Annotated in this window: 16 protein-coding genes; 5 read left to right on the top strand and 11 right to left on the bottom strand. The window is 67.4% G+C overall.

What is annotated here, in order from left to right:
• The first annotated feature begins 35 nt into the window (after positions 1-35).
• The gene (locus tag UC32_RS01270) at positions 36-863 is read left to right on the top strand and encodes a VOC family protein (RefSeq protein ID WP_045729473.1); all 828 of its coding nucleotides are present in this window, start codon (positions 36-38) and stop codon (positions 861-863) included.
• A gap of 19 nt (positions 864-882) precedes the next feature.
• Here UC32_RS01270 and menD read toward each other — a convergent pair whose 3' ends face one another.
• The 4 genes from menD to UC32_RS01250 all read right to left on the bottom strand — a co-directional run bounded on the left by menD (position 883) and on the right by UC32_RS01250 (position 7,095).
• Positions 883-2,673 carry a 2-succinyl-5-enolpyruvyl-6-hydroxy-3-cyclohexene-1-carboxylic-acid synthase gene (menD, locus tag UC32_RS01265; RefSeq protein WP_200896290.1) on the bottom strand — a complete coding sequence of 597 codons (1,791 nt, stop codon included), beginning with the start codon at positions 2,671-2,673 and terminating at the stop codon, positions 883-885.
• Positions 2,674-2,779: 106 nt separating this feature from the next.
• Positions 2,780-4,849 (bottom strand): PhoX family protein, encoded by a 2,070-nt coding sequence (locus tag UC32_RS01260; protein ID WP_045729472.1) that lies wholly within the window; start codon positions 4,847-4,849, stop codon positions 2,780-2,782.
• A gap of 165 nt (positions 4,850-5,014) precedes the next feature.
• Positions 5,015-6,016: an o-succinylbenzoate synthase gene (locus UC32_RS01255; protein WP_045729471.1), complete on the bottom strand. Its 1,002-nt coding sequence runs from the start codon at positions 6,014-6,016 to the stop codon at positions 5,015-5,017.
• 62 nt (positions 6,017-6,078) lie between these two features.
• Complete coding sequence (locus UC32_RS01250; RefSeq protein WP_045729470.1) at positions 6,079-7,095, bottom strand: magnesium and cobalt transport protein CorA; 1,017 nt, start codon at positions 7,093-7,095, stop codon at positions 6,079-6,081.
• Between the two features lie 126 nt (positions 7,096-7,221).
• On the opposite strand from UC32_RS01250, the gene UC32_RS01245 reads away from it, so the two are divergent.
• The 4 genes from UC32_RS01245 to UC32_RS01230 all read left to right on the top strand — a co-directional run bounded on the left by UC32_RS01245 (position 7,222) and on the right by UC32_RS01230 (position 10,235).
• Complete coding sequence (locus tag UC32_RS01245) at positions 7,222-7,563, top strand: ArsR/SmtB family transcription factor (protein WP_045729469.1); 342 nt, start codon at positions 7,222-7,224, stop codon at positions 7,561-7,563.
• 12 nt (positions 7,564-7,575) lie between these two features.
• Entirely contained in the window at positions 7,576-8,085 is a 510-nt protein-coding gene (locus UC32_RS01240) for an SRPBCC family protein (RefSeq protein ID WP_045729468.1), read from the top strand.
• Positions 8,086-8,106: 21 nt separating this feature from the next.
• Positions 8,107-9,276: an MFS transporter gene (locus UC32_RS01235; RefSeq protein WP_045729467.1), complete on the top strand. Its 1,170-nt coding sequence runs from the start codon at positions 8,107-8,109 to the stop codon at positions 9,274-9,276.
• A 68-nt stretch (positions 9,277-9,344) separates the two neighbouring features.
• Positions 9,345-10,235, top strand: coding sequence for a phosphatase PAP2 family protein (locus tag UC32_RS01230; protein WP_045729466.1), 891 nt, complete (start codon positions 9,345-9,347; stop codon positions 10,233-10,235).
• 23 nt (positions 10,236-10,258) lie between these two features.
• On the opposite strand, the gene UC32_RS01225 is transcribed toward UC32_RS01230, so the two are convergent.
• The 7 genes from UC32_RS01225 to UC32_RS01195 form a co-directional block, all read right to left on the bottom strand.
• Positions 10,259-10,585, bottom strand: coding sequence for a hypothetical protein (locus UC32_RS01225; protein ID WP_045729840.1), 327 nt, complete (start codon positions 10,583-10,585; stop codon positions 10,259-10,261).
• 463 nt (positions 10,586-11,048) lie between these two features.
• On the bottom strand, positions 11,049-11,534 hold the full coding sequence (locus UC32_RS01220) for a hypothetical protein (RefSeq protein WP_045729465.1): 486 nt from the start codon (positions 11,532-11,534) through the stop codon (positions 11,049-11,051).
• Positions 11,535-12,188 carry a signal peptidase I gene (locus UC32_RS01215; protein ID WP_045729464.1) on the bottom strand — a complete coding sequence of 218 codons (654 nt, stop codon included), beginning with the start codon at positions 12,186-12,188 and terminating at the stop codon, positions 11,535-11,537.
• Positions 12,178-12,783, bottom strand: a complete 606-nt coding sequence (locus UC32_RS01210) for a hypothetical protein (RefSeq protein WP_045729463.1) — start codon at positions 12,781-12,783, stop codon at positions 12,178-12,180. Before UC32_RS01210 ends, UC32_RS01215 begins: the two co-directional genes overlap by 11 nt.
• Positions 12,784-12,853: 70 nt before the next feature.
• Entirely contained in the window at positions 12,854-13,399 is a 546-nt protein-coding gene (locus UC32_RS01205; protein WP_045729462.1) for an alternate-type signal peptide domain-containing protein, read from the bottom strand.
• Positions 13,400-13,570: 171 nt separating this feature from the next.
• Positions 13,571-14,287, bottom strand: coding sequence for an esterase/lipase family protein (locus UC32_RS01200; protein ID WP_045729461.1), 717 nt, complete (start codon positions 14,285-14,287; stop codon positions 13,571-13,573).
• Positions 14,288-14,340: 53 nt separating this feature from the next.
• Positions 14,341-15,555, bottom strand: coding sequence for an FAD-dependent oxidoreductase (locus UC32_RS01195; protein ID WP_045729839.1), 1,215 nt, complete (start codon positions 15,553-15,555; stop codon positions 14,341-14,343).
• Between the last annotated feature and the right edge of the window lie 37 nt (positions 15,556-15,592).

Raw genomic sequence — 15,592 nt, 5'->3', positions numbered from 1 at the left:
GGGACAATGTGGCCATCCAGGAACAGGAGTGAAGCATGAATCCCAGGACCTATCCGGCGGGCGTCCCGTGCTGGATCGATACCACGCAGCCCGATGTTGACGCCGCCGCGGCCTTCTACTCGGGGCTGTTCGGCTGGACATTCGAGGACGTCCTGCCGCCCGGCGCCCCCGGCCGGTACCTGATCGCCAAGCTCGACGGCCGGGACGTCGCAGGCCTGGGAAACGGCAGCGGCGCGGAAGCCGCCTGGAGCACGTACATTGCCGTTGACGACGCCGATGCCGCCGTCCAGCGGCTTGTTGCCGGAGGTGCCACCTTGCTTTCCCAGCCAGAGGACGCGGGCGAGGGCGGACGGGACGCGGCGTTGGCAGATCCGCAGGGGGCCGGGTTCCACGTTTGGCAGGCAAGACGGAGGCCAGGTGTGCAGGTGGCGAACGTGCCGGGATCCTGGAATTTCAGCGACCTGCATACACCGGACCCGGGCCCGGCCATCAGCTTCTACCAGGAGGCCTTCGGGTGGGAGGTGGACGACCTCGGCTTCGGAATGCTGGTCCGGCGGCCCGGCTACGGAGACCATCTGGAAGCGACGGTTGACCCGGACATCAGGGCGCGGCAGTCGGACATCGCTGCTCCGCCCGGTTTTGAGGACGCGATTGCCTGGATCGTCACCACAGGTCCGGACAGGCCGCCGCACTGGCACGTCACCTTCACCGTGGCTGACCGGGACCAAACCGCCGCCGACGCCGAGCGGCTGGGTGCCGAGGTTCTGCGCCGGGACGAGTCCGACTGGACACGCGAGGCGCTCATCCGGGACCCGCAGGGAGCCATCTTCTCCGCCAGCCAGTTCACTCCCCCGGGCGGCTGACCGCCCCGGGGTTTACCGCCTACTGCCCAGCGAGCACGCCTGTCACGGCTGCGGACACTGCATCCTTAATCCGTCCGTGGAGCTGCCGCAGGGCGCTGCGGTCGGTACGGACCTCCACAATGCTGCGTCCCTTGACCGGCCTGCCGAGCGCTTCGGCGACTCCCGCCGTCGTGGTCACCAGAGAATGGCCGACGCCGTAGCCCGCTGCGAGAGACGCAATGTCGGCTGAGTGCGGGGTGGCGAACAGGCGTTCGACGGCGTCTCCGTAGCGGCCGCCGTCGCGCACCGCGCCGTGCTCCAGCAGGTCGAAGATCGCTCCGCCGGAATCGTTGAGGACCACGATCCGAAGGTCGGGCACCTCCTCGCCGGTGCCGAGGAGCAGGCCGCCGGCGTCGTGCAGGAACGTGACGTCGCCCAGCAGGACGGTGGTTTCCTGGCGGCCGCCAATGGCCAGTCCGGTGGCCGTGGAAATGGTGCCGTCAATGCCCGCCAGGCCCCGGTTTGCGTACACGTTTGCGGCGGGGTCCGGGGCAGGCAGGGCCGCCAGGTCAGCGTCGCGGATGCCGTTGGAGGAGCCCAGGAGCAGCTGGCCGCGGGCGTGCTTCCACACCAAGGACGCCACGGAAGGGCCTGTTGCCATTGCCTCCGCAGCCAGCACTTGGTCCACAGCGTGCTGGGCTGCCGAGCCCGCCAAAAGCCAGGTGTCCAGCCACGCCGCTGATCCCCGCCCTGCGAAGTCCGCGAGATCGGCCAGGTCCGCCAGCGGCAGTTCAGTGCGGCGGCCGGGCTCGTACCAGGCCACGGGCACCGGCTGGTACAGCGCGGACTGGACGTCGGGGCGCGCCAGCAGCGCGGCCACCGGCCGGGACAGCGTGGGCCGGCCGAACAGCACAACCCGCTCCACCGGCTGGTCCGCCGCCGGGCCGAAGTGCTCCAGCAGCAACCGGTACGGGCCCACGGCGTTGGGGCCGAACCGGGCATTGGAGGACGGTTCGGCGAGCAGCGGCAGGTTGTGTGCCCTGGCAAACGCTTCGGCCACCGGGCCGGCGTCGTGCCCTGCCAGCACTACGGTGCGGCGCTCCGGCAGGTCTTCGGAGGCCGGGGGCAGATCCATGACCAGCGGCTCGGCACCGATCCGGAAGCGCCGGCGTGCCGCGTCCGCGGGAAGCCCCTCCCCCTCAGCCGGCACCAGCGGGTCCCGGAAGGCGAGGTTGAGCTGGACAGGGCCCGGCGGAATGTCATCGAACGCACCGGTCGCGGCGGACAGCGCGGTGCTGACGGCCCGTTCGGGGCTGACGCCGGCGGGAACGTCGACGGCGAACCGGACGTGGTCGCCAAACAGGTCCGGCTGGATGGTGGTCTGGTTCGCCCCGGTGCCGCGAAGCTCATCCGGCCGGTCCGCGGAGAGGACAACCAGCGGGACAGCGGCGTGGTTGGCCTCCATCACCGCCGGCATCAGGTTTCCGACGGCGGTCCCGGACGTCGTCAGCACGGCGGCGGGCGAGCCGGTTGCGAGGGCGAGTCCAAGGGCCGTGAAGCCCGCGGCCCGCTCATCGATCCGGACCAGCAGCTCCACCCGGCCCGCTGCCGATGCCTCGGCCAGTGCGTAGGCCATCGGTGCCGACCGCGATCCCGGGCATACCACCACGTGCTGCACACCGCCGTCGAGCAGGACCCCGACGGCGATGCGCGCCGAGGCAATGGCACTCAGCGCGGGCGCGTCCCCGGCTTCGGCTGGCGCATCGAATGTGGCGGCGTCGTGCCCGTCAGAAGTGGCGGCGTCGTGGGCGGGGTCGTTCAGCGAAGTCACCAACCCAGTCTGCCACCCTCCAACGCCCCCGCCCTCCCACGATGCGCCATCACTTTGAGTCCCTAAAGCCCGGTTTTAGGGACTCAAAGTGATAGGGCAACTGGAATTAGCCGCGGAACACCTGGATGACTGCCGGGCGCGGCGCGCGGACCTGGCCGGCCGCCGGCGTCGAGTCTGCTGCGACGTAGTCCGGGAAGTAGGACCGGGGTGCCTCGAATGTGCCGTCTTCTCCCGGGTGCTGGACCGAGACGAACACGGTGCGCTCCTCGTCGTGGACGATGGGGCCGCAGGTTTCGGCGTCCTGGGGTACGGCGAGGAACTGCTCAACCTTGCCGCGCTCGGCACCGTCCAGGGTGACCTTGAACAGGCCGTCGGCCCGGCCGATGCCGGAGGGGGCGCCGTCGGTGGAGATCCAGAGGTTGCCCACGGAGTCGAAGGCGAGGTTGTCCGGGCAGGAGATGGGCGAGACCTTGTCCGCGGGGAAGCCTGAGAAGTAGGTGACGTCGCCCTGCGCCGGGTCGCCGCAGACCATCAGCAGGTTCCAGGTGAAGGTGGTGGAGGTCTGGTCCCCGTTTTCGGTGATTTCCACGATGTGCCCGTCGCGGTTCTGGTTGCGCGGGTTGACCTCGGTGGCGGCCTCGTTGGTGCCGGTGCCGCGGTTGGAGTTGTTGGTGCAGGCAACGTAGACCTTGCCGGTGTGCAGGCTGGGCTCCACGTCCTCGCAGCGGTCCATCTTGGTGGGGCCCACCTTGTCCGCGGCCAGGCGGGTGTAGACCAGGACTTCCTCCACGGACATCCCGGCAACGGCGGACTTGCCGTCCACCACCAGGGGCAGCCATTCGCCGATGCCATCGAACGAGCCGTCCGAGGGAACAGCGCCGGTACCGGTGATCTCGGCGGCGGGCGAGTTGCCGGTGAACTTGGCCACGTAGAGGTTGCCGGCGGACAGCAACGTCATGTTGTGCTTGCGGTCCCCTTCGCGGTACTTGTCCTTGGAGACGAACTTGTAGAGGTAGTCGAAGCGCTCGTCATCGCCCGAGTAGGCAACCACGTGGCCGGATTTGGCGACAATCACGTTGGCGCCCTCGTGCTTGAAGCGGCCCAGTGAAGAGTGCTTCCTGGGCGTGGACGTGGGGTCGAAGGGATCCACTTCCACGATCCAGCCGAAGCGGTTGGACTCGTTGGCATAGCCGGCGTTGCGGGTGTCAAAGCGGGGATCGTCGAGTTCCCACTGGCGGGCCGTGGCCTTGGATGTCAGGCCATAGCGCTTGTCCGCGGCGGAGGTGCCCGGGGCCGCGAAGTAGCCGTTGAAGTTCTCCTCACCGGAGAGGATGGTTCCCCACGGAGTGGTGCCGCCGGCGCAGTTGCCCAGGGTTCCCTTGATGGCGCGGCCGCTGGGATCCGCCACGGTCTTGACCAGGGCGGAGCCAGCCACGGGGCCGGTGAGTTCGTAAACGGTGCTGTTCAGGAACCGCCGGTTCAGGTCTGCGCCCTTGACGTAGGACCACGGCTTGTTCTTGTTCTTGCGCTCAAGTTCCACCACGGAGAGACCATGCGCAGCTGCACCCACAGCGCGCACCTGCGCCGCCGGCATCGTGGCCGGGAACATGATGTTCTCGTTGGTGTACTCGTGGTTGGAGAACAGGACGGCACGGTTTCCCTTGCTGCCCGGGACCTCGATGATGTCGGTGTAGTCGTTGTTGTAACCGAACTGCTTTTCCTGGGCGGCAGCGGTTTGGTTGTTCAGGTCGAACGCAGGGGCGTCCTTGAAGATGGGGTCACCCCAGCGGATGACCGGCTGCCAGGTGAATCCGTCCGGAACGGTGACGGCGTCCACGGCGGCGTCCACCGACGGGATGGCGGTGAACTTGAGCTTCGACTTGCCGAAGCCCTCCTTCGCGGCTTTGGACAGTCCGGCAGCGTTGGCGGTTTCAGGCGAGCTAACGGCGCTTCCCAGTGCGACGGCGAGGGCACCGGCAGCGCCAAGGCCCAGGGCGGCGCGGCGGGACATGGTGGCCGAGGCGATGTCGCGGAAGTAGCTGTTGGAGCTGGTATTGCAGACGTCACCGGCGCAGGCGTTGTCGCACTTGAGGGCGCAAGTAACTGCGCTGCGCTTGCCCTTGGTATGGCCGAGCATCGGCAGGAGGTTGAACTTGCGGGTGGGCGTTTCAGACATGAGGGTGCCTTCCAAATGTTCCTCTGGGGTCGGTGACACACTGTCAGCCATGTCCTACGCGGCGGCATCGAAGAGGTGAAGCGCAGGTTAACCGCCCGTGACCTGCAGAAACTTCAGGAGATTGCACACGGCTTGGCGACAGAGCCGCCACAAATGAGCGCGCGTCTATCCGGCCAGGAGAGCGTGGACGCGGCGGAGCCGGGCCAGCCACCAGTCACGGCGTTCGCGCGGGGCCGCGTACTGCTCCAGCAGCCCGGGATCGGCGACGGCATCGCGGAGGGTGATGGCGCCGTCGTCGGCTGTCAGCGGATCCCTGGTGATGTCGGATTCGAAGAGGGACACCGTGCCCAGCCCGCAGGCGTGCGGCAAGTCGGGAAGGGCCGCTGCCAGTGCCAGCCCGGCGCGGATCCCCACGGAGGTGTCCAGCGCGGAGCTGACGACGGCGGGCAGCCCGGCCTGCGCCACGATGTCCAGTGCGCGCCGCACTCCCCCGAGCGGCGCTACCTTGACCACGATCAGGTCAGCCGCCCCGGCCCGCGCCACCTTGAGAGGATCGTCCTCCTTGCGCACGCTCTCGTCCGCGGCCACCAGCACCGGCGTTCCCGCAGCCCGCAGGCGCGAACGTACCTCGGCCAGGCCAGCGATGTCCGGGACGGGCTGCTCAGCGTATTCGAGGCCGACGGCGGACAGCCGGGTCAGTGCCCTGACCGCGGCGGGCACGTCCCACCCGCCGTTGGCGTCCACCCGGATTGCGGCGCCGGGGAGCTCCGCGCGGACGGCTTCCACCCGGGCGGAGTCGTCATCCAGGGTTTGGCCGCGCTCTGCCACCTTGACCTTGACGGCATCCACCCTGCCGAAACGCGCCAGGACCTCCGGCACCCTGGCAGCTTCCACGGCAGGCACGGTGGCGTTGACGGGTATCGCCGTGCGCAGGGGCTTCGGAAATCCCTGCCAGGCTGCCTCAATGGCGGCGGCCAGCCACCGCGAAGCCTCGGCATCGCCATACTCCGGGAACGGGCAGAACTCGCCCCACCCGGCGGGGCCATGGATCAGCAGCGATTCCCGTTCCATGATCCCGCGGAACTTCACCCGCATGGGCAGGCTGACAACGTGTGTCCCTGCCAGCAGATCGTCCAAGGGGTGAATCTGTGCGTCGCGGGCAGGCATGGGTTCACTGTACCGGCGGCCCGCGGGACCCTTGCATCCGCAGAATGCCTACGTGGAAAAACCTAGATCCACTTGTTGTGCTTGAAGGTGACGTACAGCCCCAAACCCATGGCCAGCATCAGGCCGATGGCGTAGGGGTAGCCGTAGGTCCAGGTCAGCTCGGGCATCGCGGTGAAGTTCATGCCGTAGATGGACGCCACAAGGGTGGGGGCGAACAGGATGGCGGCCCAGGAGGAGATGCGCTTGACCTGTTCGTTCTGCTCGAAGCTGGATTCGGTCATCCGCTGCATCTCCTCATTCTGGCGCTGCGCCACCAGGGCCGCGTTGACCGCCAGCGCGTTCTGGAGCAGCGCCCGGAAGGACGCCACGCGTTCATTGAGCCGCAGGACGTGGTCCAGCACATCGCGGAGGTGGTCCTGGAGGTCGGCATCAGCCGGGCGTTCCGGGGTTCCGGCCATCAGGGCCTGCAGGATCCCGGCCAGCGGGCTGGTGGCGCGCTGGAACGTGATGACCTGGCGGGAGAGTTCGTAGATGCGCCGGGAGACTTCGGGGTCGGCGCCGAAGAGGTCGTCCTCGATTTCGTCGATGTCGTTCTCCAGGCCGGCAGCCACTGGCTCGTACTCGTCCACCACCTGATCGAGGATCCCGTACAGCACAGCCTCGGGACCGAGGGCCAGGAACTCCGGCATCGATTCCATGCGCCGCCGGACCTTGGCCAGGTCCGGCGATTCTGCGTGCCGGACGGTCACCACGTACTCGTCACCGGCAAAGACGTGGATCTCGCCGAAGTCCACTTTCTCCACGTCATCCCGGTACCTGGCCGGCCGCAGCACCAGGAACAGGCATTCGCCGTAGTGTTCCAGCTTGGCCCGCTGGTGGCCGGCGAGGGCGTCCTCCACGGCGAGCGGGTTCAGGTCGAATTCCTCGCCCACCGACTGCAACTCCTCGGCGTCCGGGCGGTACAGGCCGATCCAGGCCATTCCTTCGCGCTGGCGCAACACGAAGTAGGTTTCGTCCAGGTTTTCCGGGTCCGCTGTCCGCAGCCCGTTCACGTAAACCGCATTGTCGACGATCGTCACGGCTTCGCCTCCTTAAGGAGCCACCGCAGGGCCCGCGCCGGACCCCTTGCACGAAGGGTAGACCTTCGGGACCGGCACGCCAACAGCCCCTTCTTTACATATCAATATGGGTATACGATTGGGGCCATGGCACGGGCAGCGACAACCGCAGATGCGTTCAACGCCGTGGCCGAGCCCCGCCGTCGGGAAATCCTGGACGTCCTGGCCGGCGGCGAACGCACCGTCAACGAATTGGTCCAGCTGCTGGAGCTGGCGCAGCCGCACGTGTCACGGCACCTGCGGGTGTTGCGGGAAGTTGGCGCCGTGGAAGTCCGCGACGCCGGGCGGCAACGGGTCTACCGGCTCCAGCCGCGGGCGCTGAAGCCCATCCACGACTGGGTGTCCGGCTACGCGGACCTTTGGGCGGAGCGCTTCGACCTCCTCGAGGGCGTGCTGGATGACCTCCGGAATCAGGACGACGGACACTAAGGAGCAGGACCGATGGCACAGGCAGGCGGCAGGACCATGGACGTGACCTTCCCCAGCGACGAGGAAATCCTCATCACCCGGACGGTGGACGCCCCGCCGCACCTCGTCTTCAAGGCCTGGACCACGCCGGAGCTCGTCCGGCGCTGGTGGCCGGGACGGCGCGGCGAAATGGCGGTGGTGGAGATGGACTTCCGGGTGGGCGGGAAGTGGCGGTACGCCATGCTGGCGCACGGCGATGCGGAGGTGGCCTTCCACGGCACCTACCGCGAGATCGTGCCGGATGCGCGGATTGTGCACACGGAGGTGATGGAGTTCCCGGGGGCGGCACAGGACAGCGAAGAAGGCGCGGTGGTCAACACGGTCACCTTTGAATCGGCCGACGGCGGCGCCGCCACCACCGTCAGCATCCGCACCCGGGCGGGCAGCAAGGAAGTCCGGGACATGATTGCGCAGTCCGGCATGGACGGCGGTGTCCGCGAACAGTTCGAGATCATCGGGGAAATCGCAGCGTCACTTACCTGAGGGAACCAATACATTAGGTCCATGACCCAGACCGCACCGGCCACCCGCACAGCCACGGCACCGCTGTATGCCGCCGGGTTTGTGACGGCCTTCGGTGCCCACAGCATCGCGGCAGGCCTGGGAGCGCAGAGCGGGAACATCGGCCTGACGCTGCTGAACCTCGGCATCCTGCTGGCCCTGTACGACGTCGCCGAAGTCTTCCTCAAACCCGTCTTCGGCGCCCTGAGCGACCGGGTGGGGCCCAAACCGGTCATCGTGGGCGGGCTCCTGGCCTTCGCTGCCCTGTCGCTCATCGGGCTGTGGGCCGCGGACCCGCTCATGCTCGCCCTGGCCCGGCTGGGACAGGGAGCCGCCGCCTCAGCCTTCTCGCCGGCGTCGTCCGCCATGGTGGCGAGGCTCGCCCGCGGAGGAAAGGCGGGCGCCTACTTTGGCCGCTACGGCTCCTGGAAGAGCCTTGGCTACATCATCGGCCCGATCCTGGGGGCCGGGCTGATCCTGGCCGGCGGTTTCGCCCTGCTGTTCGGCGCCCTGGCCGTGCTGGCAGCAGCCACGGCCGGATGGGTGCTGGCGGCGGTACCGCATCTCGAGCCGCTCCCCCGCCAGCGCTACACGGTCATGGACCTCGCCCGGCAGGTGGGTGAGCGCAGGTTCTGGGTTCCCACGCTGGTCCTCGCCGCCTCCACCGGTGCGCTCGGGGCGGCCATCGGTTTTCTTCCCGCGCTCGCCACCCGCCACGGCCTGGACGCCTTCGCGGGCACGGCCGCCGTCAGCGTACTGGCGCTCGGCTCGGTGCTGACCCAGCCGTGGGTGGGCAGGCTGCGGGACCAGGGCCGGGTCACGGATAGTAGGGGTACGACGGCGGGTCTCCTCCTGATTGCCGCCGGCGTCGCACTGCTGGCGGCCGCCCCCGCCGCTGTCACCATCTTCGTTGCGGCTGCGGCGATAGGCGTGGGCATCGGCGCCGCCACTCCCTTGGGCTTCGCGCACCTGGCGGACAGCACACCACCGGAACGGATGGGCCGCACCATGGGATCGGCCGAGCTCGGCAGGGAACTCGGCGACGCCGGCGGCCCGCTCCTGGTGGGCGGCGTGGCCACGCTGACCGCCCTCCCGTTCGGGCTGGGCGCCCTAGCGCTCGTGGTGGCCGCGGCCAGCATCCCCCGGCTGCCCCCAGCCAGCCCGTCCAGGTAGCAAACACCGACGGCGCGCCCAGCAGATGCGGAGAGGCCTCCCAGCTTTTTGTGACACGCTTAACGGCGATGACTTCCTCACGGCAAATGCACCCCAGGACGCCTGCCCGGCCCGCACCGGGATCGGGTGCCCTGTTCGTGCTGGCCACCCTGGCCTGTATTGCCGGGCTCGTGGCCACCTACTACTACTTCGTGCAGACCACCACCGGCCAGTTCATCGATGAGTCCGCCCTGGTGGAAGCGGTGGACGTCCACGGCCCCGCCGGCAAGGCAACCACCCGGTTCCTGGACCTGCTGCCCACCATCTCCCTGGTGATGGCCGCCGTCGTGATCCTGTTCGTCACCGTGATCCGGAAGCACTGGACCGAGGCCGGGATCGCCGTGGCGGCCTGCATCGGCGCGAACGTGGCCACGCAGGTCCTCAAGGACCTGCTCCCCGCCCGGCCGGACAAGGGGGTGGTGACCCTGGAACTGAACTCGCTGCCATCCGGGCACACCACCCTGGCGGCATCCGCTGCGGCGGCCGTGTTCCTCATGGCCTCACCCCGCTGGCGGCCCATGGCCGGGTTTGTGGGCGGCACATTTGCCATCGCCTCCGGAGTGTCCACCCTGATCAACCAGTGGCACCGCCCGGCAGATGTTGTGGCCGCGTTCCTGCTGGTGGGGGCATTCATGATTCCGGCCGGCTGGCTGATCCTGCGGCGCGGAACCTGGATCGCCTGGGAGGGTTTCAACCGGCACATCGGTTCCGCCAGGATCTGGCTGGTCCTTCCCGTGCTAATTGGGCTGGCCTCCGCGGCCGTGGCAGCCTATTCGCTGGTCCGGATTGCGCCGAGCCCATGGCAGGAAACCAGCACCACCAACTACTTCTGGGCCGGGATCTCGCTGATCGTGATTGCCGGCTACCTGGCCACGGTGGCCACCACGTCACTGTTCGCCTTCGCGGCGCGGTGCCGCTGACGCCAGGCCCGGCCGCAGCTCCCCTACCCCTCGTCAAGGTGCGGCGGGATGCCCAGACCGGACTGTCCGCCGTCGGGCTCCTCATCCATGGCCGCCGCGAGCTCAATCCCGTCCAGGTACCGGGCCGCCGGCCGCCCGGTGGCCACTGCCAGTTCCTCGAGGGACGCCAGGTGCTGCCGGGCAAGCTCAATGGCCACCCGTTCAAGGATGTCCGGGCCGTTCCTCATCACCAGATCGCCCAGGAACACCTGCATCCGCCCGGGAGGCTTCCCGCCGCTTTCGAGGTCCGCGGCCGCCAACCGGGTCAGGGCGGCAGCGGCAAGGGCGGGCTTGTCACTGAAAAGTTCCACCAACACCCCTCCCCTCCGTGATCGCGGTGAAACCACGGACCTTCGCTCCCAAAATATCCCGGCCCTGACCGGACGGTAGGGCCTTCCTACCCTTGGTGGGACGCTTTTGGGCGCTGAATGGTTCAAATCATGACTCGAATTTGAGTGTTCCTTGCGGCAGATCCGGCGGAAAGTTGATCGAGATGCCGAATAGTTGCTGCTACCGGGTCGCTGGGACCCGGCATAGCGGCTCCTGTTGGAGACGCTCCAAATTCTCCTGGCGGCGTCTTGAAGTGGGCGCCGCCAGGAACCCACTTCCCAGTCTTCTGGAATTCCCAGTCTTCTTGAACCGTTCCCGGCAGGGCAGCGGTTCTTCGCTTTTAACGGCCCTTAAGCCAAAACCAGCTCGGCAGAAGCTGGCGCCGCCCTCGGGGGGGTGGTGGCGGCGCCTGCTTCCGCCGAGCTGGCGGAGGCTTTCCACACGCTAGGCGGCGGCTGAGATGCAAGTGACTTTGTTGCTGTTGTTTCCCTGTTCGAGGCCGACAACAGCGGTGGCCGTGACTTGTGTCTGGTCAGCGTAGGTTGCCACCACACGGACCGTGAGCTGCGAGGTGGAGCGGTTGGCGGCAATGATTTGCGACCCGATGGTCAGGGTGACGGTGCTGGTGGTTCCCAGCACCACGGATTCGGTGTAGGACGGGCCGTAGGTCCCATTGGCCTGCCGCGCCGAATACGTCAGCGAGGTGGGTTTGCTGGTTCCCGCGGCGGACAGTGTGGCGACCTTTTGGGGGTTGTCGTTGGCGCAGGTGAATCCGGTGAAGGCCTGCAGCGGCCAGGCGACAGTCATGGTGGCGGTGGCGCTTTGCTGCCACAGGGCCGACGCCGCAGTTCCGCCGAGCCCCAGCATGACAGTGAGGACGAAGGCACCGACGGCAACCGCGGCACCTGGAAGGTTCCGGAACGTGCGCATCTAGGCCACGGCTCCGGCCGGACCGTTGCTGCCGCGAGGCTTGCGGACTGATTTGTAGACCGTAATGGCACCGTAGCCGATCAGGCCCACGGCGGCCAGGACGGTCCAGGTGCCGCGGTCCGAGTTGCCCAGGGCGTTGGCCACGAAGCCCACATACGGAACCGCATAGAACAGCTTGCCCTTGACCTGGATGGCCCGGACGGGCTCGGGATCGTTGGCGCCGTTGTTGTCGCCCTTGGTAATCAGCGTCTTCTCCCCCGACTGGGTGGACCCGAAACCGACAATCCGGTGCGTGTCCACGTCCGGGCGGCCGGAATACATCTGGAAGGTGATGACGTCGCCGTATTTGAGTTCGTCGAACGCCGCCGGCTTCATCACCATGAACGTGCCCGGCGGGAACTTCCCTGCCATCGACTTGGTCAGGATGGTGTAGGACTGCGAGCCGGTTGCCACGGGGATGACGATCAGGACCACGGCCGCGAACAGCGCCACGAGCATGGCGGACATGCTTAGGATCCGTCCGACGGCGGCCCACGCCCCGGCGCCCTTGCGGCGGCTTTCGTCAGCGGCCGACGGCGACGGGCCGGCGGTGCGGGACTTCTTGCGCGGTGCGCGGGCCGGGAAAGCCGGTCCGGCGGTCAGGTCAGCAGCCACCGGACACCCCGCACTGACGGGCGGTGAGCGGAAGGGTGATGTTCACTGCTTGTCCTTTCAGGGAGGTGGGGGCCGCGGAGCTGAGGCTGGCCTGGAAACAAAAGATGGTGGAACCGTTCTTGGCCACCGTGGGCGAGTCAAGTCCGCCGGCGCCGATCGCCACATAACCGGCGCTGTTGCTGCAGTCGGCGGTGGAGGTGGCCCGCTTGGCGGTCACACTGATGTAGCTGGCCAGGGTCCCGCCGCTGACGTTGGCGATGGTGGGCTGGCCCGCCGTGATGACCGTGTTGAACTGGCCGCCGGCGTTGGTGTTGTTGGTGACCTGCACTCCGCCGTACACCGGTGTCCCCGGGCCCAGGGTGCCTGCCGGTGACAGCGTCAGGGTGGCTGCTGTTCCGTTGGCCAAGGTCATGTTGGTGGTTTGGCCCGAGTTGACCGCGGTCATCGCCATGTCGAACGAAGCCGAGGACACGGATCCAGGTGCCGCTGATGTGGTGGCGTTCCACAGAGCGTAGCTGCCCTGGACGGTGAGGAGGCCCAGGAGCACTGCAGCGGCGATCAGGGCCGCCGCCTGCAGTGAGCGCTTGATGCGCATGGTGTCTCCTCCTGGTCCGTTTCCTAACTCTGCTGGTCGGGCGGCCCGTAGGCCGCCCGGCCCGGTCAGATCAGGAAAGACCAGTCTGGGTCAGCTGGGTCAGCGTGTAGCTCACGTTGCCGAGGTCGTAGTTCTTGGCAACATCGCTGCGGCCGGTTGTGGTGCTCTTGAATTCGAAAACAGTCGATGCCGTGACGGTCTGCGTCGCGCTCCCGTTGACAGGCTTCAGAACGGTATTCGACGTGACATCACCTGCGGTGTTGGTGAGCTTCAACGGGGAGATGGCGACGTTGTCAGCGGTGAAGGTGTTGGCCGGAACGTTCGCGAGCACCACGCTGGCGGCCATTTTGTCACCAACCAGCGTCACCGTCAGGGCCTGGGTGTAGGTGAGCTTGTCACCCGGAACCACCTTGTAGGTATTGATGTTGATAGTTGCGCCGGTGCGGTCAGTCCAGACACCGGCGGCAGCTGTGACGTTCAGGTCGCCGGCGACGATGGTGCCGGGAGCCGCCGCTGCCTCGGCGTTCCAGTTGGCCAGAGTTCCGCCGCCGCCCAGCAACAGTGCTGCGCCTACGGCGATGGCTGCGGTTCCCTTGATCAGAGTGCTGTTCTTCATGATGTGTCCCCTCAGACTTTGCTTACTTTGGTGGAAGTTGTCTTGCTGGGAACAACAATGCACAGCCAAACGCAGGAACATAGCGCGAAAAAAGGCAAAGAACGCTCAAGTTATTTGAAAGTTAAACCACGGCCTGAGCTGGGCTTTTATCCACCCGCAACGCGTGAAGGATCACAGCGTTGAGTTTGGCTCCGGAAGGGCCAGCTGCTCCGTGATGATCCGGGCGGTTTCCGGGTCGCCCAGGATCCGGAAGTGCCCGGCCGTGGGAAGCGCGATGTTGGTGGCGCCAGGCAGGATGCTTCCCTCGGGGATGTGTGGATCAAATGGACCGTAAATGGAGGTGATCCTGCTGTTGATGGCCTCTTCGCGGGCCAGCTCCAGGGTCAGGGCATTCCGCGGCGAGAACATCCGCAGGCTCGGCAGCAGCATATACCTGGCGTAGCTGGAACCGGAGAACGGGGTGCACACCGTGATCATCTTGCGGATCCGGTGCTCCGGGTCCATCATCAGCATCGCGTACTTGCCGATCAGGCCGCCCTTGCTGTGCGCCACGATGGCGGCGTCACGGAGCCCCGCCTCTTCGATGTGCTGGGACACCAGGCGGGCTGCCGCCGGGATCTCCAGCTTGTTCCGCTGCAGGACCGTGACCACGTGAACGGGGTGGCCGGCGTCGTGGATCCGCTGGATCAGGGGCAGCATGAACTGCCAGTTTTCGTACACACCGGGGATGATCACCACGGGGTTCCGCGTGCCCTGGTGGAAGGACCCGGGCTGCACCCGGGACAGCACGCCCTCCACCTGGCACATGGCCGCGTACTCATAGTCCTGAACCCACCACAGCGCCTTCTGCAGCGGGCTGGACCGAACCCGAGTCCCCGTTTCACCCATGTGTCGAGGATAACCGCGGTCCGGCGGGTACCCACCAAAGCTGCCGGCGAAACTCAGAAGACCTGCGGGTGCTCCGGGCGGAACCCGACGCCGATGAAGCGGGCTGCCGCCCGGCGTATCCGCGGGGCGAAGGCACGCAAAACCCACTTGGCCGGCAGGGGAACGAAGGCGCGCCGGCCGGGGCGCCGAGCGATGGCGCGGTGTCCCAGGCGCTGGATGCGCTGCATCTTTCGGACAGGTACCTCGCGGCGCTTCTGCACCGCTGCCAGCGTGGCGTCCCGCACCTCTCCGCGGGCAAGCCCGGGCACTGCGGCGTTGGCCAGTGCCACGGCATCCTGGATGGCGTAATTGACGCCAACCCCGAACATGGGCGACATCGCGTGCGCCGCGTCCCCGATGGCGATGAACCCGGGCCGGTGCCACACCTTTAGCCGATTGATCTTCACGGACAGGAGTTTGATCTGGTCCCAGCCCACGATGCTCTCCGCCGGGACGGCAAGGTGGGAAGCTGCGGCACCGATGCGGGCACGGAACGCGCCAAGTCCCTCGGCCTTGATGGCCTCGAAGCTGTCTTTGCGGATGATCATGCCGGATTGGTAGTAGCTGCCCCGGTCCAGGGTCAGCACCATGCCCTTGCCGGAGACGTATCCAAGCGTTGGCGGAAGCGGATCGCGGGGCTTGGGCAGATGGAACCACAGCACGTCGATGGGCACGCCCGAGCCGGTTGGGTACAGCCCTGCGTCGTTCCGGAGCGCTGATCCGCGACCGTCGGCAGCCACGGTCAGCGGCGCGCGGACGTCGAGGCCGCCGTCCGGATCCGTGGCCCGGACCCCGGCGACGCGGCCGCCGTCGTAAAGGAGTTCATCTGCCCGCGTACTCATCCGGAGCTCAAACCCCGGAAGTGCCGAGGCCTCCGCAGCAAGGAAGTTCAGGAAATCCCATTGCGGGGCAAACACCAGGAAGTTGTCCGGCGCCGGCAGGGTGCCGAAGTCCGCGATCGTGAAGCGCTCGCCGTCGAAGACCGCATCCATGGTGCTGATGCGGGTCAGTGGCAGGTCCAGGAACCGTTCCAGCAGGCCCAGTTCGCGCAACAGGGTGAGTGTGGACGGGTGGATGGTGTCACCGCGGAAGTCGCGGAGGAAGTCGGCATGCTTTTCCAGGACCGTGACCTGCAGGCCGGCCCGTGCGAGGAGGTAGCCCAGCACCATTCCGGCAGGCCCTCCCCCGGCGATGACGCAGTCCCGCGTGATGCTCCGGGGAGTATTCATGGGAACAGTGTCCACCACCACAGCCCGTTGCCCTATC

The sequence above is a fragment of the Pseudarthrobacter chlorophenolicus genome (assembly GCF_000962805.1).
GTDB lineage: Bacteria > Actinomycetota > Actinomycetes > Actinomycetales > Micrococcaceae > Arthrobacter > Arthrobacter chlorophenolicus_A.
Note: the sequence above shows the minus strand (reverse complement) of the source record. Positions and strands in the feature narration are given on the sequence as shown.